Raw genomic sequence first — 22,817 nt, forward strand, 5'->3', positions numbered from 1 at the left:
GCGGAGCACTCGGTGCCCCGCCTTCGCATTTCATGCCGATTGGCCGGAACCATCAATCGATATCAGAGACTTCCGAGGCCTTGCCACTGATGCGGTGGGCGAGAGCCGCTTCCATGAACTCGTTCAGCTCACCGTTCAGGACGCTATCCGGATCGGTGCTTTCGACGCCGGTGCGCAGGTCCTTGACCAGCTGGTAGGGCTGCAGCACGTAGGAGCGGATCTGGTGGCCCCAGCCGATATCCGTCTTCGAGGCGGCTTCGGCATTGGCGGCTTCTTCGCGCTTCTTCAGCTCGACCTCGTAGAGACGTGCGCGCAGCATGTCCCAGGCCTTGGCGCGGTTCTTGTGCTGCGAGCGTTCCTGCTGGCAGGCAACCGCGATGCCGGTCGGGATGTGGGTGATGCGAACGGCCGAGTCGGTCGTGTTGACGTGCTGTCCGCCGGCACCCGACGAACGATAGGTATCGATGCGGCAGTCGCTTTCGTTGATCTCGATGTTGATCGAGTCATCGACCACCGGATAGACCCAGATCGACGAGAAGGATGTATGGCGACGGGCATTCGAATCGTAGGGTGAGATGCGCACCAGGCGATGCACGCCCGATTCGGTCTTCATCCAGCCATAGGCATTGTGGCCCTTGACCAGGATGGTCGCGGACTTGATGCCGGCTTCTTCGCCGTCATGCACTTCCAGCACTTCGACCTTGAAGCCGGAGCGTTCGGCCCAGCGGGTATACATGCGCAGAAGCATGTTGGCCCAGTCCTGGCTCTCGGTGCCGCCTGCACCGGAATGGACTTCGACATAGGTGTCGTTGCCGTCTGCTTCGCCCGACAGCATGGCCTCGACCTGACGGCGGGCCGCTTCGGTCTTCAGCGCCTTCAGCTGGTCCTCGGCGTCCTTGACGACGGTTTCGTCGCCCTCTTCCTCGCCCATCTCGATCAGCTCGATGTTGTCATTCATCTGCTGTTCGAGGCGTTTGACGCCATTGATGCTGTCATCCAGCTGCTGGCGCTCGCGCATCAGCTTCTGGGCTTCCTGGGCATCGTTCCAGAGGTTTGGATCCTCTGCCTTGTTGTTCAACCAGTCCAGTCGTCTTATCGCCTGGTCCCAGTCAAAGATGCCTCCTCAGCAGGCTTATGGCCTGCTTGATTTCGTCGACGACATTCTCGATTTCATTGCGCATGCGTTGCGTTCTCAACCTCTGAAACTGGTGAAAATCTGGTCTTTCGCATAGTTGCGCCCGGCCCCGATGTAAAGGGCCGTGAAGGCAACTGATGGCAAAGGCTGGGTTAGAACAGGCCGCCGGAACCGGAGGTGACCGCCTGGTTCGCCTGCGGCGAGTCGCGCAGGATTTCCTCTGGCGGAGCGTAACCGTCCATGCCGATGATCGACAGCGTGTCGGCCGGACCGGTCCCGGGCTTGAAGGCTTCGATGATCGTGTCGGGCTCGCCTTCCAGTGCGAACATGCCGGTGGTGCGGTTGACCGCGATGAAGCTCATGCCCGCGGGCACAAAGAACTGGCCGGGCGGCGTGTTGGCTGTCGCCATCTGCATGAAGTCGTTGAAGACGGGGGCTGCAAGCGAGCCACCGGTCGAACCACGGCCCATGGGTGCGGGCTGGTCGAAGCCGATATAGACGCCGGCAACGAGGTCCGGCGTATAGCCGACAAACCATGCATCCTTTTCGTCATTGGAGGTACCGGTCTTGCCGGCGACCGGGCGGTCAAGCTTGATCTTGCCCCCAGCCGTGCCGCGAGCAACAACGCCTTCCATCATCGAGGTGATCTGATAGGCGGTCATCGGATCGAGAACCTGCGGACGATTATCGACCACAAGCGGCTCTTCCTGACCGGTGAAGCGCTCTGCGTTGCACGACTCGCAGATCCGGTCCTCGTGACGGAAGATGGTCTTGCCGTGGCGATCCTGGATACGGTCGATCAGCGTGGGCTTGATCTGCTTGCCGCCATTGGCAAACACAGCATAGGCCGAGACCATGCGCATGACCGTGGTTTCACCGGAACCGAGCGACATGGCGAGAACAGGGTTCATCTTGTCATAGATGCCGAAGCGCTCAGCATATTCGGCAACGAGGTTCATGCCCATGTCATTGGCGAGGCGCACCGTCATCAGGTTACGCGACTTTTCGATGCCCAGGCGCAGCGTCTGCGGACCTGCCGCGCCACCGCCGTAGTTCTGCGGGCGCCAGACCTGGCCACCGGAGACAAACTCGACCGGCGCGTCCATGATGACCGAGGCCGGGGTGTAGCCCGTGTCGAGAGCGGCCGCGTAGACGAAGGGCTTGAAGGACGAACCGGGCTGGCGCATGGCCTGGGTTGCGCGGTTGAATTCGGACTGCGCGTAGGAGAAACCACCGGCGAGCGCCAGAACACGGCCGGTATGCGGGTCCATGGCGACGAGACCGCCCTGGACCTTCGGCAGCTGGCGCAGACGATAGGCGCTCGACCCTTCTTCCAGAGCTTCGACATAGACGACATCGCCCGGGTTCAGGACGCCAACCGGCGACTTGGTCGATTTGCGATCGCCCGTGGCGGAGCGGAAGGCCCATTCCATGTTGTCGGGGGCGATGCGGCCACGGACACGCTCGGCCACGACCTTGCCGCCGGCTTCCTTGGCGGGCTGCAGGCCAATGTCGACGCCGTCGGAGGCCACGTCGAGCACGACGGCGACCTTCCATTCCGGCACATCGCTGAGAGCCGGAATTTCTGCGAGCGGAACACCCCAGTCGCCTTCCAGCGGGATCTGCTGGATCGGGCCGCGGAAGCCGCGACGCTGGTCATAGGTGAGCAGTGCCGACTGCAGCGCCTTGCGGGCTGCGATCTGCATCTGCGGATCCAGCGAGGTCCGGACAGACAGACCGCCTTCATAGAGCGCCTTGTCGCCATATTTCTCAATAATCTGGCGGCGGACTTCCTCGGCGAAATAATCGGATGCGAAGAGCGACGAGCCCGAACGGCGCAGGTTCACGCCGAGCGGCTGCTTCTTGGCTTCCTCGCCCTCTTCCCGGGCGACAAAGCCGTTTTCGACCATGCGGTCGATGACCCAGTTGCGGCGCTCAAGTGCGGCTTCTGTGCGGCGGAAAGGATGATAGTTGTTCGGGCCCTTCGGGAGAGCCGCAAGATAGGCTGTTTCGGCAATGGTCAGTTCGGTGACGGACTTGTCGAAATAGGTGAGTGCAGCACCCGCTATGCCGTAAGAATTCAGCCCGAAGAAAATCTCGTTAAGATAGAGCTCGAGGATCTTGTCCTTCGAATAGGCCTGCTCGATGCGGAAGGACAGGATCGCTTCCTTGATCTTGCGGTCCATGGTCTGGTCCGACGAGAGAAGGAAGTTCTTCGCAACCTGCTGGGTGATGGTCGATGCGCCGACCGGGCGACGGCCCGAGCCGAGGTTCTGGACGTTGACGAGGATCGCGCGACCGAGGCCGTAGATATCGACGCCGGGATGATTGTAGAAGTTCTTGTCTTCGGCCGAGAGGAAGGCTGCCTTGACGCGGTCCGGGATGGCCTGAATGGGCAGGAAGAGGCGCCGCTCGCGGGCATATTCGGCGACAAGCGCACCGTTGCCGGCATGGATGCGTGTTGTTACCGGCGGCGAATAGCTGGCGAGAACTTCATAGTCCGGAAGATCCTTGGTCACCCCGTTCAGATAGACGGCGACGACCGCTGCGACGCCGAGCGCCAGCACGGACGCCAATCCGAAGAGATATCCAATGAGTCTGATCATGTTTCCGCTACCGGCTCTGCTTCAGGTTCCGCGCGCTGTGCCAAAGCTTCGCATACACTGTGGCGTTTTGCACGTCATGCGGTGGATGGCAAGACATGCGCACTTCGAGAACGAAGCCATGCGATTCGATATCGCTCGCCTTCGTGTTCTCTCACTCCGAGTAACGGAGACAATGTGAGGAAAATAGGGCCGTTGACGGCAGAAGCCCTGTCTACCCAAGGTTCCACTCACAGATGTTGTCTATCCGCCATTGGCGAGCTGCGGCTCGCGGTAACGCTTGATCGCCTCCACCAGAAGGTCGGCCACCCTGTCGCGCCAGGCGGGGTCGAGGAGCAGCTTCTCGTCTTCCTTGTTCGACAGGAAACCCAGCTCGAGCAAAATAGAGGGAACGTCGGGGGCCTGCAGGACCCGGAAGCCGGCATGACGATGAGGATTGTTGATCAGCGAGATCTGCCCTTCGAAGGAGCCGACGACGGCCTGGGCCATGGCAATCGAAAAGGCCTGAGTCTCTCGGCGTGTGAGATCGAGCAGGATGTCACCAACCTCGGCTTCCGTTTCCGTCGGCAGTTCGACACCGCCTATCGTGTCGGAGAAGTTTTCGCGCTCGGCCAGCTGGGCCGCCATATGGTCGGATGCCTTGTCGGAAATCGTATAGACGGTCGCGCCGCGGATATCGGCCTGACGCAAGGTGTCGGCATGCAGCGAAATCAGGAGGTCGGCACCCTTCTGGCGGGCGATCAGCACACGCTCCGACAGCGAGAGGAACTTGTCGGTGTCGCGCGTCATGATCGCGCGGATGCCAGGCTGGTTCTTCAGCTTCTCATAGAGGATCTTGGCGAATGCCAGGGTGATGTCTTTTTCGGGCGTCTTTGTCGCAACGCCCGTGGCACCGGCATCGATCCCGCCATGGCCGGCGTCGATGGCGATGACGAATTCGTCGCTCGATGGCGCGGCGACCGGGACAGAGGCCTCGGGAACCTGCTGCACTCCGCTCCATGCCTGGCCGGAGACGAGTGCCGCAAAGTCCTGCTCAGGCACCAGTTCGGCATCGAGTACGAGACGATAGCCGCCGCCGGTCTCGTTGGGCATGACCTTGGCGATCGCAAGGCGCGCCGGGCGCGCCGCCGTCAGGACCAGACGGGCAGACGTTGCATCCATGGAGCCGTAGCGGATATCGCTGAACAGGCCGGTCGCCTTCAGATCGTCTTCTGCAAAAGCAAAGGCGGTGGCCGGAAGATCGACGACGATCCGATCAGGATTGGCGATGTAGCGGGTTTCAATTGTCGGCGCCCGGTCAAAGTCCATGACAATGCGCGTCCGGGCATCGTCACCCGCAATTCGCGCCGAATAGGCAACGAGCCGATCGACGGACGCTTCAGCAGACACCGCATGAGCAGGTCCGGCAAAGATCGCGCCGGATGCCAAAACGGCGAGGGCTGCGCATGCGATTCGGACCAAAAACGCGCATTTTCGCGCCGCCGACAGCGGCCAAAGTCTTGTCAAATCCTGCCCCCGTCATGGCTGCGGCGCATCTGTGACACGCGTCACAGTCCGCACATCGCGCCATTTTGATCGTCTATCCGCCGCATGCTTCATTGCCGGGACCCGTTGAGCGTCAAAATTGCGGTCTGCAACCGCTTTGACCATCGGAATCATCTGGAATGAAACATCTCCCCTAATTCACTGCCATTATGGCATAAATCCGTTTGCTCTTGCTATTGTGACGTAGAAAACATACAAGGCAAACGAGGGATAAAAGTGCAAACGGGATAGAGTTTCCGCCCACGGCTGCCAACCTCAGACAATGGAATTGGCGCCTGTTCAACCGGACATTCATCTGCCGCATCCGCATTTTTTCCTGAAACTGGTTCAACACGCCGGCAGCAGGGCCGGCACATCATCGGTGGCTATCCACCAAAGCTCTTGACCGAGCATTCATCGGACCCCGAGGGGTCCATATCATTGTCGTTGACGTACGGTTTTTGATGTCTTTGCAACAGGTTGACATGACCAGGAACGGACCGGGATCAGAAAGTTCCCCGCAGTCCGTCCGTATGTTGCAAACCCGGTCCCCCGTGCGTCCACATCTATATCCGGCGCACAGTCCGCTAGGTTCCAGCCGCTTTGAAGTTCAGCGCGCGGGTGGACCACCGACCGAGGGCGCCGAGGAGCACAGCTTAAATGGCAGACAAAATGCTTATCGACGCGTCTCACGAAGAAGAGACGCGCGTTGTCGTCGTTCGCGGTAACCGTATTGAAGAATTCGACTTCGAATCCCAGCATAAGAAGCAGATACGCGGCAACATCTATCTGGCGAAGGTAACGAGGGTCGAACCCTCGCTGCAGGCCGCTTTCGTCGATTACGGCGGCAACCGCCACGGCTTCCTGGCCTTCGCCGAAATTCACCCCGACTACTACCAGATCCCGCTCGCCGACCGCCAGGCGCTGCTTCGTGCCGAAGCCGAGGAGCATCGCAAGGAAAACGATGTCGAGGGCGATGAGGTCTTCAACGACCCTGCGCTGCAGGATCAGCCGGACATCGGCATCATCCCCACCAATTCCGTCGCCTCGGCGATCGTCGATGAGGTGGCAGCCGAACTCGCGGCAGAAGCGGATGCCGACGTAGCGGCTGCCGCTGCAGTCGAGAGCGGGGGCGAGAGCGAGGCAGCTGCCGAAGAGCCCGCTGCAAAGGCCAAGCCGAAGCGCGTCCGCAAGCCGCGCGCCAAGAAGGCCGCCGCCGAAGAGACCGCCGCCGAAGATGGTGGCGATGATGTCGAAGGCGGGACGATTGCTGCCATGGTCGACATGGACGAAATCTCCGAGGAAGCCGGTGGACGTCGTGGCGGCCGTCGCGACGATGATGACAGCGACGATGATGACGACGATCACATCGAGGAAAAGGAAGAAATCGAATCCGTCGGCGCCGAAGACGCCATGGAAGAGGTTCCGGATCGCGTCCAGCGCAAGCCGCGCAAGCAGTATCGCATTCAGGAAGTGATCAAGCGCCGGCAGATCCTGCTGGTGCAGGTCGCCAAGGAAGAGCGCGGCAACAAGGGTGCTGCTCTCACCACCTATCTGTCGCTTGCCGGCCGTTATTCGGTTCTGATGCCGAACACGGCGCGTGGCGGCGGCATTTCCCGCAAGATCACCCAGCCGACCGACCGCAAGCGCCTGAAGGAAATCGCCCGCGGCCTCGACGTGCCGCAGGGCATGGGCGTGATCCTGCGCACCGCCGGTGCCAACCGCACCAAGGTTGAGATCAAGCGCGACTTCGAATATCTGATGCGTCTGTGGGAAAACGTCCGCACGCTGACGCTCGCCTCCACTGCGCCCTGCCTCGTCTACGAAGAAGGTTCGCTGATCAAGCGCTCGATCCGCGACCTCTACAACAAGGACATTTCCGAGATCATCGTCTCGGGTGAAGAAGGCTATCGTGAAGCGAAAGACTTCATGAAGATGCTGATGCCGAGCCATGCCAAGGTGGTTCAGCCCTATCGCGACCTGCACCCGATCTTCTCGCGCTCCGGCATCGAAGGCCAGCTCGACAAGATGATGCAGCCGCAGGTGACGCTGAAGTCCGGCGGTTACATCATCATCAACCAGACGGAAGCGCTGGTTTCGATCGACGTGAACTCCGGTCGCTCGACCCGCGAGTATTCGATCGAAGACACCGCACTCCAGACCAACCTCGAAGCGGCCGAAGAAGTGGCGCGCCAGCTGCGCCTGCGTGACCTCGCCGGCCTGATCGTCATCGACTTCATCGACATGGAAGAAAAGCGCAATAACCGCGCCGTCGAGAAGAAGCTGAAGGATTGCCTGAAGAACGACCGCGCGCGTATCCAGGTCGGCCGCATCTCGCATTTCGGCCTTCTGGAAATGTCGCGCCAGCGCATCCGCGCCTCGGTGCTGGAATCGACCACGCAGGTTTGCCCGCATTGCGCAGGCACCGGCCTCATACGCTCGCAGTCTTCCGTTGCCCTGCATGTCCTGCGCGGCATCGAGGAGTTCCTGCTGAAGAGCACCACGCATGACATCGTCGTGCACACGACGCCGGAAACGGCGCTCTATCTGCTCAACCAGAAGCGTGACACCATCGTCGACTACGAAGGTCGCTTCGGCGTCTCGATCGTGATCGATGCCGGCATGCCGGCCCAGCATGGCGGCTCGCAGCACTTCACGATCGAGCGCGGCGAAGCCGTTGCCAATCCGGTGAAGATCGAGAGCCTGCTGTCGCTCCTGCCGGAGATCGAAGAAGAGGACGATTACGTTCCGGAGCCGGAAGACGAGGACGAGGAAGAAACCGTCGTCGTTGCCGCCAAGGCCGAGAGCGCGCCGCAGCAGGCGCGCGCCGAAGGCGACGAACAGGGCAACCGCAAGCGCAAGCGTCGCCGTCGCCGCCGTGGCAAGAACGGCCATAACGGCAATGGCCCGCATGCTGATATGCAGAACGGCGACCACGGTGCTGATGGCGATGACGAGGATGGAGATGAGGGCGAGGATGACGCCGTCGAAACCATCGGCGAAGCCCGTGCGACCGACGCTGAAGGCGACGGCAATGGTGACGAGGCGCAGAAGCGCAAGCGTCGCCGCCGTGGCAAGCGTGGTGGTCGTCGCAACCGTCCGGGCGAAGAAGGTTCGGTCGAGGCATCAGGCGAAACGGCTGGTGACGAAGAGGGCGATGAGGCCGATGAGGCATCGGATGACGCCGTAGCCGTCGAAGCCCCTGCCCCGGTTGCCGAGGACGTGGTCGAAGAGGCTGTCGCCGCCGACAAGCCGAAGCCGCGCCGTACCCGCAAGGCCAAGGCGAGCGCCGAGCCTGACGTCGTGGCCGAGGCAGCACCCGTGGCCGCCGCTCCGGTCGAGACGGTTGCCGAAACGGTCAAGGAAGAGGCTGCCGCTGAACAGGCTGCGACTGCCCCGGCCCCTGCCCCTGCGCCCGTTGCCGAAGAAGCCAAGCCCGTTCGGGCCAACCGCGAATCCAACGTCGCGTCGTCAGAGCCGGTCGTGACCTCGGTCAAGACTTCCGAGGATGGCGCCGACGCTTCCAAGCCCAAGAAGGGCGGCTGGTGGCAGAAGCGCGGCTTCTTCTGAGATCGGATGATCAGCGATAGAATGCAAAAGGGCCCTCAGCGGGGCCCTTTTTCGTTTGCGGGGATCTTCAGGCTGTCGGTCGCATCAGGCGCTTCATCACGGCCGTTGTCTCGCCGTTCAATTTCGCCTCGTGGTCGAAGGCATATCCGCACTTCTCCGCCACGCGCAGCGATGCGTGGTGCGAGGGGTCAAGGATGCAGGTCGTGCGGCCATGGGGATTGTGCTCATCCATCCAGGCATGGGCGGCCGTCATGACTTCCGTTGCAAGACCGCGTCCATGGGCGGTCGAAACGATCGCCCAGCCAGCCTCCGGCGAGGGCCCCAGCGGCGGTTCCATGTCGCGATGAAAATCGGCAAAACCCGCTTCGCCGAGATAATGCCCGGTTGCGCGGTCCTCGATCACCCAATAGCCGAAGCCCAGACCATGCCAGTGACCCATGTAGCGCAGCAGGCGGGACCAGGTCTCGTTGGATGTCGACGGGCGACCGGTGATGTGGCGGAAGATCGCTTCGTCCTGCCACATCTCCATCATCGGCTCGAAATCGTCGAGGCGGTGCGCCCTCAGCCGCGTGCGTTCGGTGTCAATGTCTGGCGCCGCCATGAGGGAGCTGATCCGTTCGGTTGGCAAATGACCCTCTCCCCTGGTTTCCGGCAGATTTGACGTTCACAGATTGAATCATGTCGTTGAGACAATGATTCAGCCGGCCTGCTCAAGTCATTGACCAAGAATCCATTTCGCTCAATGCCTAACCAATCTTCGGCAGCCACGCCTCGAGCCGATCGGTTGCCTCGACCATCTCTGCCATGGTGCCGGCATAGGACAATCTGAGCGCCAGGTGGCCGTCGATCGGATCGAAATCCCGACCCGGGGTGACGGCGACGTCGGTCTCGGCGAGCACGCGCCTTGCGAAACTCATGCTGTCATTGGTGAAGCTTTTGGCGTCGACATAGGCGTAGAAGGCGCCGTCCATCGGCGAGAGCAGCGGCAGGCCGAGCGCCGGCAGGCGGGCTATCAGGAAATCGCGATTGGTCTGGCAGGCGGCCTTATAGTGTTCCAGCTCGTCCGTGGCGCTCAAGGCGGCGAGTGCCGCGATCTGCGACAGTTCCGGGGCCGAGATGTAGAGGCTCTGGGCGACGCATTCGACGGGGCGCACCAGTTCCTCCGGCAGCACCATCCAGCCGATGCGCCAGCCGGTCATGCAATAGTATTTGGAGAAGGAATTGATGATGACGGCCTCGTCGCCGATCTCGAGCGCCGTCGTCTCCTCCGCGCCATAGGTGAGACCATGGTAGATCTCGTCAGAGATCAGAGTGATCCCCTGCCCCTGGCAATAATCGTAGACGGCTTTCAGCTGCGCCCTGGTGGTGACCGTGCCGGTCGGGTTGGCGGGGCTGGCAAGCAGCACGCCCTTGAGGCGGACACCGGCTTCTGCCTGCGCGCGCTCCAGGCTTTCCGGCGTGAGCGTAAAGCCGGTCTCGGGGCCGACAGCGACTTCGATCACCCTCAGGCCAAGCGCGGCCAGGATGCTGCGATAGGCGGGGTAGCCGGGGCGCGCGATGGCGACGGCGTCGCCGACATCGAAGAGCGAGAGGAAGGCGAGGTTGAAGCCGGCAGAGGAGCCGGTGGTAACGACGATGCGGTTCCAGTCCACGGAGACATTGTGCCGGCGGCGATATTCCTCCGCGAGCGCCTGGCGCAGAGCGGTCAGCCCGAGCGCGTCGGTGTAGCCGATGCGGCCACCATCGAGCGCCTTGCGGGCGGCTTCGAGTGCTGCCTGGGGTGCCGGATGCCCCGGCTGGCCGACGGCCATGGAGATGACCGGGCGACCTTGCTGCCGCCTGCGGGTGGCCTCCGCCAGGATATCCATGGCGTGGAAGGGTTCGACGGCACTGCGCTTGGAAATCGAAATCAACTTATGCTCCTCGGTCAGACGCCCGACATTTGCCGCAAAGCGCGCGTCATCACAATGGAGAGGCTGGACAAGGCAGTGCAAAAAAGCCATTCCGCTTGTCACCCTGAGCCTTTAGGCTCGACGTCGGCCGGCAGGAAGATACGACACCGCCGGCGATGAACTGTGCAGACGGCAAGGACGAGGAAAGACATGGGCCCGAATTTCAAGATGATCGCCAGCGCCGGTATCGCGCTCCTCCCCGCCCTGATGCCGCTGCCCGCTGCTGCTCTCGACGAGGCGCAGAAGAAGGAATTCGGCGAATTCATCCGCGAATACCTGATCGCCAATCCCGAGATCATGCTGGAAGTGCAGGACGCGCTGCAGAAGAAGCAGGAAGAGATCCGCCAGCAGCGCTCGGCGGAAGCGCTCTCGACCAACAAGGATGCGATCTTCAACTCGGCCTATGATCTGGCGATCGGCAATCCACAGGGTGACGTGACCGTCGTTGAATTCTTCGACTACAATTGCGGCTATTGCCGCCGCGCCCATGCCGACATGGAAGCGGTGATCGCCGAGGACAAGAATGTCCGCTACGTGCTGAAGGAATTCCCGATCCTCGGCCCCGACAGTGAAGCCGCCCACAAGGTATCGGATGCCGTGCGCAAGCTGTCGCCGGAGAAATACGGCGATTTCTTCCGTGCCATGATGACCCAGGACGGCCGCGCTTCGGAAGAGAGCGCGATCGCGATTGCCGGGGAGCTTGGCATTGCCGAGGACGCGATCCGCGCCAAGATGGCGGAGAGCCCGAATACCGAACAGGTGCAGGAAGCCTATCAGCTGGCGACCAGCCTCGGGATTACCGGCACCCCCTCCTATGTGATCGGCAACGAGACCGTTCCGGGCGCCGTCGGCAAGGAGGCGATCGTGGCCAAGGTCAGCAATGTGCGCGCCTGCGGCAAGGCCACCTGCTGAGACAAGAAGCCGTCCCGAACGTGCGTGATCTTAACCGTGACCCGGATTTCCGGGGACGGTTTGGCGTGATCACGGCAAAGGGCTTTCCCTGCAGGGCCTCTCGGTCTATAGGAGGCGGTTCAAAGTCGACGGAAGCGTAGATGAGCAAAACCATTTTCGTGTTGAACGGCCCCAATCTCAACATGCTGGGAAAACGGGAACCCGGGATCTATGGCGGCAAGACGCTCGCCGATGTCGAAGCGGACTGCAAGGCTTACGGTGCCGATATCGGGCTTTCCATCGACTTCCGCCAGTCCAATCACGAGGGCGACCTGGTGAGCTGGCTCCACGAGGCCGGGGACAAGGCAGTCGGCGTTGCGATCAATGCCGGTGCCTATACGCACACGTCGATTGCCCTGCATGACGCGATCAAGGCCGTCTCCCCGCTTCCGGTGATCGAGGTGCATATCTCGAACGTGCATGCACGAGAAGAATTCCGCCACAAATCGGTGATAGCGCCCGCGTGCAAAGGCGTCATCTGCGGTTTCGGACCTCAAAGCTACATCCTGGCGCTCCAGGCGCTGAAAACCATCACGCAATAACAAGAATACAGGACACCCCATCCATGGCTGACAAGAAATCGGGTATCGATCAGGCGCTGATCCGTGATCTCGCAAACATCCTCAACGACACGGATCTCACCGAGATCGAAGTGGAGCAGGACGACCTGCGCATCCGCGTCTCGCGCAACGGCACCCCGGTTCCGATGCAGATGCCGGCATACAATTTCCAGGCCCCTGCTGCCCCGACTCCGGCCGCAGCTCCGGCTGCCGCACCGGCTGCTCCTGCCGGCCGTGACCTGTCCAAGGCCGTGACCGCGCCGATGGTCGGCACCGTCTATCTGTCGCCGGCGCCGGGTGCCCGCCCGTTCGTGGAAGTCGGCTCGACGGTCAAGGAAGGCCAGACGCTCTTGATCATCGAAGCCATGAAGACCATGAACCAGATCCCCTCGCCCAAGTCCGGCAAGGTCGTCGAGATCGTTATCGACGATGCAAGCCCGGTCGAATACGGCGAGCCTCTCGTGATCATCGAGTGATCCGATGAGCGGCATCTCGAAGATCCTCATCGCCAACCGAGGCGAAATCGCGCTGCGCGTGCTGCGCGCTTGCAAGGAGCTCGGCATTGCGACCGTGGCCGTCCATTCGACGGCTGATGCGGATGCCATGCATGTGCGTCTTGCCGACGAGAGCGTGTGCATCGGCCCGCCGCCGTCGCGCGACAGCTATCTCAACATCCACCAGATCGTCGCGGCCTGCGAGATCACCGGCGCGGACGCCGTGCATCCGGGCTACGGCTTCCTGTCGGAGAACGCCAAGTTCGCCGATATCCTTGATGCCCATGGCATCACCTTCATCGGACCGACGGCGGAGCATATCCGCCTGATGGGCGACAAGATCACGGCGAAGAAGACGGCGGTTGAACTCGGCATCCCCGTTGTTCCCGGCTCGGACGGCGAAGTGAAGCCGGAAAACGCGCTGGAAATCGCCCGTCAGATCGGCTTCCCCGTGCTGATCAAGGCGACCGCTGGTGGCGGTGGCCGCGGCATGAAGGTGGCCAAGACCGAGGAAGAGCTGGAAGAGGCCGTTTCGACCGCCCGTTCCGAAGCGCTCGCCGCCTTCGGCAACGACGCCGTCTACATGGAAAAATATCTCGGCAAGCCGCGCCATATCGAGGTGCAGGTTGTCGGTGACGGTGCCGGCAACGCCATCCATCTCGGTGAACGCGACTGCTCTTTGCAGCGCCGCCACCAGAAGGTCTGGGAAGAGGCAAACTCCCCTGCCCTTAACGTCGAGCAGCGGATGAAGATCGGTTCGATCTGCGCCGAAGCGATGAAGAAGATGAAGTACCGGGGCGCCGGCACGATCGAATTCCTCTACGAAAACGGCGAGTTCTATTTCATCGAAATGAACACCCGCCTGCAGGTGGAGCATCCGATCACCGAAGCCATCACCGGCATCGACCTCGTGCATGAGCAGATCCGCGTCGCTTCCGGTGCCGGCCTCTCGGTCACGCAGGACGAGATCGTCTTTTCCGGTCACGCCATCGAATGCCGCATCAATGCCGAGGATCCGCGCACCTTCGTACCGTCGCCCGGCACGATCACGCATTTCCATGCGCCGGGCGGTCTTGGCGTTCGCGTCGATTCCGGCGCCTATGCCGGCTACAAGATCCCGCCTTATTATGACAGCCTGATCGGCAAGCTGATCGTGCATGGACGCACCCGCGTCGAATGCATGATGCGTCTGCGCCGCGTGCTCGACGAATTCGTCGTCGACGGCATCAAGACGACGCTGCCGCTGTTCCAGGATCTCGTGGCCAACCACGATATCGCCAACGGCGACTACGACATTCACTGGCTGGAAAAATACCTGGCCGAAACCTCGGCCAAGTAACGACCATGGCTGGGCGACGCAGCAGGGACCGAAGCATTACGCCGGAACTCCTGCTGCGCGCCTATTCCATCGGGATGTTCCCGATGTCGGAATCGGCCGATGACCCCGAACTCTTCTGGGTCGAACCCGATATTCGCGGGATCATCCCGCTCGACGGTTTCCACGTCTCGAAAAGCCTGCAAAAGGCCATCCGCAAAGCCCCCTTCGACATCCGCTTCGACACCGCCTTCGACCAGGTGGTGGAAAAATGCGCCGAAGCCGCCGAAGATCGGCCGAGCACCTGGATCAACCAACAGATCAAGGACCTCTACGGCGCGCTGCACCGCCTCGGCCACGCCCACAGCGTCGAAGCCTGGGAGGGCGACGAACTCGTCGGCGGCCTTTATGGCGTGACCCTCGGCTCCGCCTATTTCGGCGAAAGCATGTTTTCGCGGCGCACGAATGCGTCGAAGATCTGTCTGGTTTATCTCGTGGAACGGTTGCGGGAGCGTGGGTTCACCCTGCTCGACACGCAGTTTACGACCGAACATCTGAAGACCTTCGGGGCGGTGGATATTCCGAAGGCGGAGTATGGGGTGTTGTTGGATCGGGCGATGGAGAGTGAGACGTTGAGGTTTTGAGGGGTGTGGGAGCGGCACGCAGCTTGCCCCATATGCGATCTCATTCCAGGCGAACCACCCCGGCAATTGCAAACTATCGCTCCACGCACTATAGTTCACGGGACTAGGGTTGCTGCATGCGGATCCTCATAACCAAATGGATGGTGCGATTTGCCCGCAAGCAGCGGATTGCGGATTCCAGCCTGCGGGAAGCAATCGCGCGAGCCGAGTCCGGCTTAGTGGATGCCGACCTCGGCGGCGGTCTTATCAAACAGCGTGTGGCACGCAGCGGTCAGGGACGGTCGGGCGGCTACCGCATGATCGTGGCCTACCGGGAAGGCAATCGGGCTGTGTTTCTCTACAGTTTTGCCAAAAGCGAGCAAGAGAACATCGAGCCGGACGAGTTGCTGACATTACGAGAAATCGGGGCAGCATGGCTTGCTGCAGATGATGCGAAATTGGCGAAGGCCCTGAGTGATGGAACGGTTCAGGAGGTCGGTGAATGACAGGACGTAAGCAGGTGAGCCGCTTAACCGAGGCCTTGCTCGAAACGGCTGCGGACATGAACAAAAGTGGGATTTTGAGTTCCGAAGCGCACGAAAAGATCACCATGCGGCATCTGGGGCAGGGTCTTGAGCCTTTGCATGAGGAGATGTCTCCGGAAGACATCCGCAAGCTCCGTGAGGAAGCCCATCTCAGTCAGGCGGTGTTTGCCCGCTATCTCAACCTCACGCCGGGCTATGTTTCCCAGCTTGAGCGTGGAGCAAAACGCCCAACCGGTCCGGCCCTGGCGCTTCTGAACATCATTCGCCGCAAAGGGATCGAGGCGATTTCGTAATCGCCTGCCGGCTCTGAGCCGGCGGACATAGTGGGCAGCGACGCGTCAACAGTCATCGTCCGGCGCGCTACCTGACCAGCCCCCTCAACTCCCGTCGCGCAAATCCGCGATCTCGCCTTCCGCCAGCCAAAGCTGCGTAAACCGTGCCTCGCAGCCCTTGCCCGTCGGCGACTGGGCGATGAGGTCGATGGTGGCGGTGTGGCCGTTCAGGCGGAAGAGGCGCAGCAGGTCCCAGGTTTTGCCGTCTTCGGAGATGTGGAAGGCGGTCAGGTTTTGCCAGCGGTAGATGCGGAGGAACAGGCCGTCGCTCGGCAAGGTCGGGCCGTTGGCATCATCGGAACAATCGTTTGTCACGACACTGACTGCGGTCCTGCGACCCTGGGGTGAGAGTTCGAAGGCGAGCTTGGCCCATTTGCCCTGATCCGTGCGCAGCATCAGGGCGCCGGCATCATAGGTGGAGGTGAGGACGGGGGCGACATGGACCGACAGGGCACAGGGCCCGTCAGGAAGCGCCAGGCGCGCGCCCGGTAGCCGGTCGATTGTGGTCTGCCCGTCGGGCGAGACGAAGGCGTCCGTGCCGCCGATGGCCTGGACATGCACATGATCCGCGCCGATCGAGACCTGACCGAAGTCCGATCCAACGGTCTGCAAACTGTGATAGAGCCCGGCCATACTATCCTCCCCGTGAACGCCACCCCGCTGCATTGGAGATAGACGGAGCGCATCCGTCAAGCGGGATCGGAGGGCTGTCCCGCCCGCCACGGTCCACAGTTGCAGACCTGTCGGAGACGGCTGCTCTTGAGGCTTACGGCGCAACCGTAGCGGAGGAGAACCAGACTCCGAGCCCTCCTGGCTCAATTGACAACGGCAGGAGGTAGAGAGCAATCTCTGCCTGTATTCTCAAGAGGGGGACACATGCGCAGTGCAGCTTTGGCCTTTATCTCGGCGTTGTCCGTTACCACACCATCAAGCGCTGAGACCGTTTTCTACGTTACTGGCACAACACTGATCGCCTCATGTGAGAAAAAGGATGTGTTCTGCCTCGGTTATGTCACCGGTGTTGTCGAGGGATTGTCCTGGGCTCAGCCCAACGCTTTTTGCATTCCCAGGGAAGTGAAGAACACCCAGATCGCGAGGGTGGTCACAAAGCATCTTCAAGATAACCCTGATAAGCTTCATCTCAACGGAACAGTGCAGGTGGCCGATGCTATATTCGCGGCTTGGCCATGCCCGAATTGACTAAAATCGATTACCCCACCCCTTAGGAGGAAATCTAGTCCCCCCTCCGTTTCGATATATCTATATGACTATCTATCAGGGGGAGACTGATCATTCAGTCATAAGCATAACAGGTAAAGCTATAACACTGCTTACAGTGTTCCCTGTTCTGCTCCTCCCTTATCAGCCTTCTTTTCCAGCTCCCTCTCCTTGGCCTTCAGCCAAAGGGAGACCACACGCAGGGGCAGGGGTGTGCTATCCGATGCGGTAGTGGTGAGTAGGTAGACTAGGTTCAGGACAGCAGTGGCCAGCAGCGCGAGAGCCAGGGAGAGGCTCCCCGCGTCTATGCTGTAGCGACCTGCCTCCTGCAGCGTGATATTCCCCATCATGAGGACTGCACCCAGAGAAGCCAGAACCAGATAAGCCTTGATGAATTTCATGCTCGATCTCCTGCGCAGGTTTTCCCTTTTGGTTTCTCGGACTGCCGTCCTCGCAACCAAAAGTCAACAGCCAAACACAGGAGCGCTTTAAGGAAGCTCCAGGCTGTTATCCGTGCTGCTCACCCCTCGTAGCCCCTACAGGGACTCCTATGCCGGCCTACTGCCTGCTTGAAGTGGACCCAGGAAATTTTTGGGGGGAAATCCGAGGCGGCAATCGATAAAGAGGCAACCGCGCCCCCTCTCCCCCGCTCGACGAGCGCTCACAGCCCGCGAAAAAGGGCATAATGCCACCTGATGCGCCACATACCCCGCGAAAAGCCCTGAGAATGCTGGCCTCGCACTGGATTTAGAAGCCGGTGCGGTGGCATTAGGTGGCGTTTGGGCGGCGTTATGGCCGGCTCCGTGAGCTTGCCGCACTCGGCTTCGCGCGACCTATTGCTGCCCCTGCACATGTCCTGATGATCACCGATGGAACAATGTCGCGTCATCGGTGTTGCACAGACGGGCGGTCGGCCAAAGGCGCGTCTGCATTTAGCAGCCGGTCCCGGGCGATGGCCGCTAGCGGGCGACGGCCGGCTTTGACGGCGTTTGGGGACGGAGACCATGAATCTCGACATCTATTGCGGCCCGGCGCCGACACCGGATATGCTGTGGCGCGACTGGAATTTTGATCCGCCGCTTCTGGCGGCGATCGGTGCCGTCTTCGTGTTGCTGATGACGACCGCCGCCCATCGACGGCAGCGGATGGCGGCGGGTGCTGCCCTTCTGATGATGCTGATTGCCATTGTTTCGCCGCTCTGCGCGCTTTCGTCTGCGCTCTTTTCGGCCCGTGTTCTGCATCACATCTTGCTTGTGACGTTTTTAGCCCCTCTCATCGTCCTTTCCATCCCGTCCAAGGCGCGCGAGCGTCAGCTGCTGCCCGCGCAGCTCTCCTTCCTCGTGCATACGTTGCTGATGTGGGCCTGGCATGCGCCTGGGCCCTATCTCTTCGCCCTCTCGTCGCCGGCGGCCTATTGGCTGATGGAACTGACGCTGATCGGCTCGGCGGTCTGGCTTTGGTACGACATTCTATCGCCACGGCGCACGGTTGGGCCTTCCGTGGCGCTCCTGCTCGGGACGACGATCCAGATGGGCATGCTGGGGGCTTTACTGACCTTTTCGCGCGAGCCGCTGTTTGCGGCCCATATGGATACGACGCATCCCTTCGGCCTGTCTCCGCTCGCCGATCAGCAGCTGTCTGGGCTTCTGATGTGGGTGCCGGCGGCCCTCCCCTATCTCTTCGCGGCCCTTCTCAAGCTGCGCAGCCTGTTTGCGGGGCGCAGCTTCGACAGCGAGGCGCCGCGCTGATGATCGCCTTGCTCAAGTTCGTGCATATCGCGGCCATCGCCATCTGGACCGCCGGGCTGATCAGCCTGCCGAGCCTCTATGTGCAGCGGGCCCATGTCGACGATGACGACGCGCTCTACCGCATGCAACGGATGACTCGCTTCGCTTTTGTTGCGCTGATCTCGCCGGCGGCCTTCATTGCAGTCGCGAGCGGGATCGCGCTCAGTTTCATGCGGGAAGTCTTTGCGCCCTGGTTTTCCTGGAAGCTCGCCTTTGTCGGGCTTCTGGCGATGTTCCACGTCTTTTCCGGCCTCGTCGTCATCCGGCTGTTCAAGCAGGGGGAAGTCTATCCGGCCTGGCGCTTCGTCGTGGCAACCGTGAGCTGCTGCGCCGTGGTTCTGGCCATTCTCATTCTCGTGCTGGCCAAGGAGGCGCCGCAACTCACCCTGCCTTCGGTCATGTCCGAACCGGGCGGGCTGGGGCGCCTGCTTGAACCCTTCAATCCTTGGGCGACACCATGAGGCCGATACCGTGATCGAAGATCAGCTTGCCACCGTGCCAGCCTGCAACACCAGTCAAGGCGGCCGCCAGAACCGAAAGCAGCATGCCATGTGGCAGGACGGCATGGGGATCGACAAGCCGCAAGCCCCAGTTGGCGCCGGCGACCGAGATCAGCGTGATCGCGGCAATGGCATGGGCCCAGCTTGCCGCGCGGGCGCGAATGCCGGGGACAAGCAGCAGTTCTGCGGTGCCGACAATGCCAGCCGCGACGCCGGCGAGGAAGGCCGTGCCCGAGGTCCAGAGACCTGCACGCAACCAGAAAGGATCGGCGCTGAACCAGTAGAAGACATCGACGGCCAAGGTGCCGAAGACGAGAGCAATCGGGAAATGCACGCTCATGGCATGCAGCGGGTGACCCGCTACAGCCACGGCAGACGTGGTGTCCTTTTCCTCGAGCTTCTTGATGACGGGATTGGAATCGTCGGTCTCGGACATATTGGCCATGAAAGCCCTCCTTTTGCGGGGGAAAGGCCGATGCGGGCTCGAAGGTTCCCGCGTCTCGCCGCCATCGGCGTCTGCGGGTTGGCGCTGGGTTCCTGCTCGGGAGATCTGTCGGCGCTGGATCCGGCTGGTCCTTATGCCGGGGCAATTGCCAATCTCTGGTGGATCATGCTCGTCGGCTCCGCTTTCATCCTCGGGCTCGTGCTGGCGCTGCTCGGTCTGGTCTTCTTCAAACCCGGCTTCGGACGGAGCCTTTCGCCCAAAGGCTGGATGATCGCCGGCGGGCTGTTTCTCCCCATCCCCGTGCTGATTGCGCTGATGACCTATGGCATGGCGCAGGGGGAGTATCTGATCGGCGCCTGGCAGAGTGAGCCGGTGGTCGCCCGCGTCGAGGCGCGCGGCGCCATGTGGCGCTGGGGTTTTCGCTACCCGGATCTGGGAAATGAGATCGCGACCGAGGGGACGCTGCATATCCCGGCGGGCGGCGTGGTGGAGGTGCGGGTGACGAGCGCCGATGTCGTGCACAGCTTCTGGATCCCGAGGCTTGCCGGCAAGATTGATGCCGTGCCCGGGCATGAGACGGTCGTGCGCATCCGGGCCGATGTGCCGGGCCGCTATGGGGGCATTTGCGCCGAATATTGCGGCACCGGCCATGCCGGCATGCGCTTCACTGTCGAGGCGCATGCACCGGAAATCTATCGCCAACGACTGACAGCGCTTGTCTCAGGAGGGGCCGCACCATGAATGATGCCAGACCCGAGACGGGCTATCAGCCACCGGACACCGCGATCCGGCTGCATCATCAGCTTGATGCGATCTGGGGCTCGGGCCGTGGCCTGCAGCGGCTGTCGGCAGTCAACCACAATGTCGTGGGCAAGCGCTTCATGGTGACGGCGCTCGTGTTCTTCGCGATCGGTGGCGTTCTTGCCATGCTGATCCGGGCGCAACTCACATCCAGCAACAGTGCCTTTCTCGATGCCGCCCAATATGCCCAGGTCTTCACCATGCATGGCGTCATCATGATGTTCCTGTTCGCCATCCCCTTCTTCGAGGGGCTGGCGATCTATCTGCTGCCGAAGATGCTGGGCGCCCGCGACCTCGCCTTCCCGCGCATGTCGGCCTATGGCTACTGGTGTTATCTCTTTGGCGGCTCCTTCCTGGTGGCGGCGCTCGTCTTCGGCATTGCGCCGGATGGCGGCTGGTTCATGTACACGCCGCTTTCGTCGCGGCCCTATTCGCCCGGCATCAATGCCGATGTCTGGCTGCTCGGCATCACCTTCGTGGAGATTTCGGCGCTGTCGGCGGCGATCGAAATCATGGTGACCATTCTCAAGCTCCGGTCTCCTGGCATGTCGCTCACACGCATGCCGATCTTCGCCTGGTACATGCTGGTCGTGGCAGCCATGATGCTGATCGGTTTTCCGCCGCTGATCCTCGGCTCCATTCTGCTGGAGGTGGAGCGGGCCTTCGACCTACCCTTCTTCGATCCGACCCGGGGCGGCGATCCGCTGCTCTGGCAGCACCTCTTCTGGCTGTTCGGCCATCCGGAGGTCTACATCATCTTCCTGCCCGCCGCCGGGGCGCTGTCGACCATCATCCCGGTCCTGTGCCGCACGCGGCTTGAAGGCTACGGGCTGATCGTCGCGGCGATCGTTGCCATGGCCTTCCTCTCCTTCGGGCTTTGGGTGCACCACATGTATACGGTGGGCATTCCGCATGTGGCGCTCTCCTTCTTCTCGGCAGCGAGCGCGCTGGTCGCCATCCCCACGGGTATCCAGATCTTCGCCTGGCTCGCCACCATGGCGCATGGAAGACCCCGCTATTCGATCCCCATGCTGCACATCTTCGGCTTCTTCTTCGTTTTCGTGGCCGGCGGGCTGACCGGCGTGATGCTGGCCATGGTGCCCTTCGACTGGCAGGCGCATGACACGCATTTCGTCGTGGCGCATCTGCACTACGTGCTGGTGGGCGGATTCGTCTTTCCAATGATGGCGGCGGCTTACTACTGGCTGCCACACATCACCGGGCGCCAGCCCGTGCAGCACCTCTCGAAGCCCGCCTTCTGGCTGGTCTTCATCGGTTTCAACGTCACCTTCTTCATCATGCATCTGACGGGGCTTCGCGGCATGCCGCGCCGGGTCTTCGAATATCCGCAGGAGGCGGGCTGGGAGGTCTTGAACTTCATCTCGTCGGTCGGTGGTTTCGTCATGACGATCGGCTTTGCGCTGGTCGCCCTCGACCTGATCATGCTCATACGCCACGGAAAGCCGTTTCGTCGCGACCCCTGGGAAGCCGGCACGCTCGAATGGGCGACGCCCACGCCGCCGCCCTCCTATAATTTCGGCTCGCTGCCGCATATCGAAGGGCGAGCCGATGGGCTCGGGCCGCGCCAACTTGGCCCGGAACTGGCCGCCGGACGCGGTTACCTGGGCTTTATGCGCAATGGCTGGATGGAGACGCTGACCGTCGACATGGTGAGCGGTCGCCTCGACCATGTGGTCGTTCTTCCAAGGCCCACTTATCTGCCGCTCTGGACGGCGATCGCGACGGCGGCCTTCTTCGCCAGCCTGCTCGCCAAACTCTACTGGTTGACACCCGTTGCCTTTGTCGCGGTGATCATCCTCTTCTTCCTCTGGACGCCGGCGACGGGCTTGAAGCAGGATCTCGGCCCGCTGGACGTGGGGCGCGGAGAACGGGCACTGCATCATCAGGAAGTGGCGCAACCGCCCTCCTGGTGGGCCGTGGTTTTTGTGCTCGCCGCCAATGCGACGCTTTACACGTCACTGGTTTTCGGCGCCTTCTTCCTCTGGCTTTCCGCCCCTAACTGGCCGCCGCCGGATCTCGACTTCACCTTCCTGGCTCCGTCCCTGGTCGCGGCGATCGGCCTCGCCACGGCGGCGATCGCCGGACGCTTCGCCGATGGCCGGGCCGGATGGACGATCACGAGCCTGGGCGTGACGCTTGCTGCGCATATCGTCAGCGTCGGCGCGGTTGCGATACTGCAGATGTCGATCCCGGCGCCGACGGGGCATGCGGCCTCCGCAGCGGCCTTCGCAGTGGCCGTTTACGTTGGGCTGCATGCAGCGATCGGCGCCGTGCTGGCGATCTATGGTCTGTGGCGTTGGAACAACGGCTACATCGGGCCGGCGCGCGTGCTCGATTTGCGAATCGGCCAGCTGTGGCACGATTACACGGCCGTCGCCGGGTTGATCGGGCTCGCCTTCCCCTTCGTGCTGCAGAGCCTGACCGGGATCGGAGGGCGATGA

At 61.8% G+C, this 22,817-nt stretch carries 21 protein-coding genes; 13 read left to right on the forward strand and 8 right to left on the reverse strand.

Going from position 1 to position 22,817, the window contains the following annotated elements; all coding sequences use genetic code 11:
• Positions 1-52: 52 nt before the first annotated feature.
• The 3 genes from prfB to AC1PUL_RS09530 all read right to left on the reverse strand — a co-directional run bounded on the left by prfB (position 53) and on the right by AC1PUL_RS09530 (position 5,226).
• A protein-coding gene (gene prfB / locus AC1PUL_RS09520) for a peptide chain release factor 2 (RefSeq protein WP_298469298.1) occupies positions 53-1,181 on the reverse strand; the annotation gives its coding sequence in 2 pieces (ribosomal slippage) (positions 53-1,111 and positions 1,113-1,181; 1,128 coding nt in all).
• 106 nt (positions 1,182-1,287) lie between these two features.
• Positions 1,288-3,741: a penicillin-binding protein 1A gene (locus tag AC1PUL_RS09525; RefSeq protein ID WP_480468065.1), complete on the reverse strand. Its 2,454-nt coding sequence runs from the start codon at positions 3,739-3,741 to the stop codon at positions 1,288-1,290.
• 240 nt (positions 3,742-3,981) lie between these two features.
• Positions 3,982-5,226, reverse strand: a complete 1,245-nt coding sequence (locus tag AC1PUL_RS09530) for an N-acetylmuramoyl-L-alanine amidase (RefSeq protein WP_480468547.1) — start codon at positions 5,224-5,226, stop codon at positions 3,982-3,984.
• Positions 5,227-5,922: 696 nt separating this feature from the next.
• On the opposite strand from AC1PUL_RS09530, the gene AC1PUL_RS09535 reads away from it, so the two are divergent.
• Positions 5,923-8,832 carry an Rne/Rng family ribonuclease gene (locus AC1PUL_RS09535; protein ID WP_480468066.1) on the forward strand — a complete coding sequence of 970 codons (2,910 nt, stop codon included), beginning with the start codon at positions 5,923-5,925 and terminating at the stop codon, positions 8,830-8,832.
• A 67-nt stretch (positions 8,833-8,899) separates the two neighbouring features.
• Here the strand turns inward: AC1PUL_RS09535 and AC1PUL_RS09540 are convergent, their stop codons facing one another.
• Complete coding sequence (locus AC1PUL_RS09540; protein ID WP_480468067.1) at positions 8,900-9,433, reverse strand: GNAT family N-acetyltransferase; 534 nt, start codon at positions 9,431-9,433, stop codon at positions 8,900-8,902.
• Between the two features lie 145 nt (positions 9,434-9,578).
• A complete protein-coding gene (locus AC1PUL_RS09545) occupies positions 9,579-10,745 on the reverse strand; it encodes a pyridoxal phosphate-dependent aminotransferase (protein ID WP_480468068.1) in 1,167 nt (388 codons plus the stop codon).
• Between the two features lie 189 nt (positions 10,746-10,934).
• Between AC1PUL_RS09545 and AC1PUL_RS09550 the strand changes: the two genes are divergently transcribed.
• From AC1PUL_RS09550 to AC1PUL_RS09580, 7 genes are all read left to right on the forward strand, one after another.
• Positions 10,935-11,696: a DsbA family protein gene (locus tag AC1PUL_RS09550; protein WP_298469285.1), complete on the forward strand. Its 762-nt coding sequence runs from the start codon at positions 10,935-10,937 to the stop codon at positions 11,694-11,696.
• A gap of 140 nt (positions 11,697-11,836) precedes the next feature.
• Positions 11,837-12,277 (forward strand): type II 3-dehydroquinate dehydratase, encoded by a 441-nt coding sequence (aroQ, locus tag AC1PUL_RS09555; protein ID WP_480468070.1) that lies wholly within the window; start codon positions 11,837-11,839, stop codon positions 12,275-12,277.
• A gap of 23 nt (positions 12,278-12,300) precedes the next feature.
• Positions 12,301-12,771 carry an acetyl-CoA carboxylase biotin carboxyl carrier protein gene (gene accB, locus AC1PUL_RS09560; RefSeq protein WP_480468072.1) on the forward strand — a complete coding sequence of 157 codons (471 nt, stop codon included), beginning with the start codon at positions 12,301-12,303 and terminating at the stop codon, positions 12,769-12,771.
• 4 nt (positions 12,772-12,775) lie between these two features.
• Positions 12,776-14,128, forward strand: coding sequence for an acetyl-CoA carboxylase biotin carboxylase subunit (accC, locus tag AC1PUL_RS09565; RefSeq protein WP_480468073.1), 1,353 nt, complete (start codon positions 12,776-12,778; stop codon positions 14,126-14,128).
• Positions 14,129-14,133: 5 nt separating this feature from the next.
• Complete coding sequence (gene aat / locus AC1PUL_RS09570; protein WP_480468074.1) at positions 14,134-14,748, forward strand: leucyl/phenylalanyl-tRNA--protein transferase; 615 nt, start codon at positions 14,134-14,136, stop codon at positions 14,746-14,748.
• Positions 14,749-14,864: 116 nt separating this feature from the next.
• Positions 14,865-15,233 (forward strand): type II toxin-antitoxin system RelE/ParE family toxin, encoded by a 369-nt coding sequence (locus AC1PUL_RS09575; protein ID WP_480468075.1) that lies wholly within the window; start codon positions 14,865-14,867, stop codon positions 15,231-15,233.
• The gene (locus AC1PUL_RS09580; RefSeq protein ID WP_480468077.1) at positions 15,230-15,565 is read left to right on the forward strand and encodes a helix-turn-helix domain-containing protein; all 336 of its coding nucleotides are present in this window, start codon (positions 15,230-15,232) and stop codon (positions 15,563-15,565) included. Before AC1PUL_RS09575 ends, AC1PUL_RS09580 begins: the two co-directional genes overlap by 4 nt.
• Before the next feature lie 84 nt (positions 15,566-15,649).
• Here AC1PUL_RS09580 and AC1PUL_RS09585 read toward each other — a convergent pair whose 3' ends face one another.
• Positions 15,650-16,237 (reverse strand): DUF1349 domain-containing protein, encoded by a 588-nt coding sequence (locus tag AC1PUL_RS09585; RefSeq protein WP_480468078.1) that lies wholly within the window; start codon positions 16,235-16,237, stop codon positions 15,650-15,652.
• Positions 16,238-16,480: 243 nt separating this feature from the next.
• On the opposite strand from AC1PUL_RS09585, the gene AC1PUL_RS09590 reads away from it, so the two are divergent.
• Positions 16,481-16,804 (forward strand): Rap1a/Tai family immunity protein, encoded by a 324-nt coding sequence (locus AC1PUL_RS09590; RefSeq protein WP_480468080.1) that lies wholly within the window; start codon positions 16,481-16,483, stop codon positions 16,802-16,804.
• Positions 16,805-16,935: 131 nt separating this feature from the next.
• On the opposite strand, the gene AC1PUL_RS09595 is transcribed toward AC1PUL_RS09590, so the two are convergent.
• Positions 16,936-17,223: a hypothetical protein gene (locus tag AC1PUL_RS09595; protein WP_480468082.1), complete on the reverse strand. Its 288-nt coding sequence runs from the start codon at positions 17,221-17,223 to the stop codon at positions 16,936-16,938.
• A gap of 603 nt (positions 17,224-17,826) precedes the next feature.
• Between AC1PUL_RS09595 and AC1PUL_RS09600 the strand changes: the two genes are divergently transcribed.
• Entirely contained in the window at positions 17,827-18,570 is a 744-nt protein-coding gene (locus AC1PUL_RS09600; RefSeq protein ID WP_480468083.1) for a cytochrome c oxidase assembly protein, read from the forward strand.
• Positions 18,570-19,070 (forward strand): CopD family protein, encoded by a 501-nt coding sequence (locus AC1PUL_RS09605; protein ID WP_480468084.1) that lies wholly within the window; start codon positions 18,570-18,572, stop codon positions 19,068-19,070. The genes AC1PUL_RS09600 and AC1PUL_RS09605 overlap by 1 nt, the downstream gene beginning before the upstream one ends.
• On the opposite strand, the gene AC1PUL_RS09610 is transcribed toward AC1PUL_RS09605, so the two are convergent.
• Entirely contained in the window at positions 19,048-19,554 is a 507-nt protein-coding gene (locus AC1PUL_RS09610; RefSeq protein WP_480468085.1) for a DUF2231 domain-containing protein, read from the reverse strand. The two genes, AC1PUL_RS09605 and AC1PUL_RS09610, sit on opposite strands and share 23 nt — an antisense overlap.
• A 30-nt stretch (positions 19,555-19,584) precedes the next feature.
• Here AC1PUL_RS09610 and coxB point away from each other — a divergent pair, with 30 nt between their 5' ends.
• Both coxB and ctaD read left to right on the forward strand, forming a co-directional pair.
• Complete coding sequence (gene coxB / locus AC1PUL_RS09615; RefSeq protein WP_480468087.1) at positions 19,585-20,295, forward strand: cytochrome c oxidase subunit II; 711 nt, start codon at positions 19,585-19,587, stop codon at positions 20,293-20,295.
• On the forward strand, positions 20,292-22,817 hold the full coding sequence (gene ctaD / locus AC1PUL_RS09620) for a cytochrome c oxidase subunit I (RefSeq protein WP_480468088.1): 2,526 nt from the start codon (positions 20,292-20,294) through the stop codon (positions 22,815-22,817). The genes coxB and ctaD overlap by 4 nt, the downstream gene beginning before the upstream one ends.

This window comes from Rhizobium sp. P43, from assembly GCF_056730705.1.

Coding starts and splice junctions, on each gene's coding strand:
- AC1PUL_RS09580 (WP_480468077.1), top strand. CDS start 15,230: ATGACAGGACGTAAGCAGGTGAGCCGCTTAACCGAGGCCTTGCTCGAA.
- AC1PUL_RS09535 (WP_480468066.1), top strand. CDS start 5,923: ATGGCAGACAAAATGCTTATCGACGCGTCTCACGAAGAAGAGACGCGC.
- AC1PUL_RS09600 (WP_480468083.1), top strand. CDS start 17,827: ATGAATCTCGACATCTATTGCGGCCCGGCGCCGACACCGGATATGCTG.
- AC1PUL_RS09610 (WP_480468085.1), bottom strand. CDS start 19,554: ATGGCCAATATGTCCGAGACCGACGATTCCAATCCCGTCATCAAGAAG.
- accB (WP_480468072.1), top strand. CDS start 12,301: ATGGCTGACAAGAAATCGGGTATCGATCAGGCGCTGATCCGTGATCTC.
- accC (WP_480468073.1), top strand. CDS start 12,776: ATGAGCGGCATCTCGAAGATCCTCATCGCCAACCGAGGCGAAATCGCG.
- AC1PUL_RS09575 (WP_480468075.1), top strand. CDS start 14,865: ATGCGGATCCTCATAACCAAATGGATGGTGCGATTTGCCCGCAAGCAG.
- AC1PUL_RS09540 (WP_480468067.1), bottom strand. CDS start 9,433: ATGGCGGCGCCAGACATTGACACCGAACGCACGCGGCTGAGGGCGCAC.
- ctaD (WP_480468088.1), top strand. CDS start 20,292: ATGAATGATGCCAGACCCGAGACGGGCTATCAGCCACCGGACACCGCG.
- coxB (WP_480468087.1), top strand. CDS start 19,585: ATGCGGGCTCGAAGGTTCCCGCGTCTCGCCGCCATCGGCGTCTGCGGG.
- AC1PUL_RS09590 (WP_480468080.1), top strand. CDS start 16,481: ATGCGCAGTGCAGCTTTGGCCTTTATCTCGGCGTTGTCCGTTACCACA.
- AC1PUL_RS09585 (WP_480468078.1), bottom strand. CDS start 16,237: ATGGCCGGGCTCTATCACAGTTTGCAGACCGTTGGATCGGACTTCGGT.
- aat (WP_480468074.1), top strand. CDS start 14,134: ATGGCTGGGCGACGCAGCAGGGACCGAAGCATTACGCCGGAACTCCTG.
- AC1PUL_RS09595 (WP_480468082.1), bottom strand. CDS start 17,223: ATGAAATTCATCAAGGCTTATCTGGTTCTGGCTTCTCTGGGTGCAGTC.
- AC1PUL_RS09525 (WP_480468065.1), bottom strand. CDS start 3,741: ATGATCAGACTCATTGGATATCTCTTCGGATTGGCGTCCGTGCTGGCG.
- AC1PUL_RS09605 (WP_480468084.1), top strand. CDS start 18,570: ATGATCGCCTTGCTCAAGTTCGTGCATATCGCGGCCATCGCCATCTGG.
- AC1PUL_RS09550 (WP_298469285.1), top strand. CDS start 10,935: ATGGGCCCGAATTTCAAGATGATCGCCAGCGCCGGTATCGCGCTCCTC.
- aroQ (WP_480468070.1), top strand. CDS start 11,837: ATGAGCAAAACCATTTTCGTGTTGAACGGCCCCAATCTCAACATGCTG.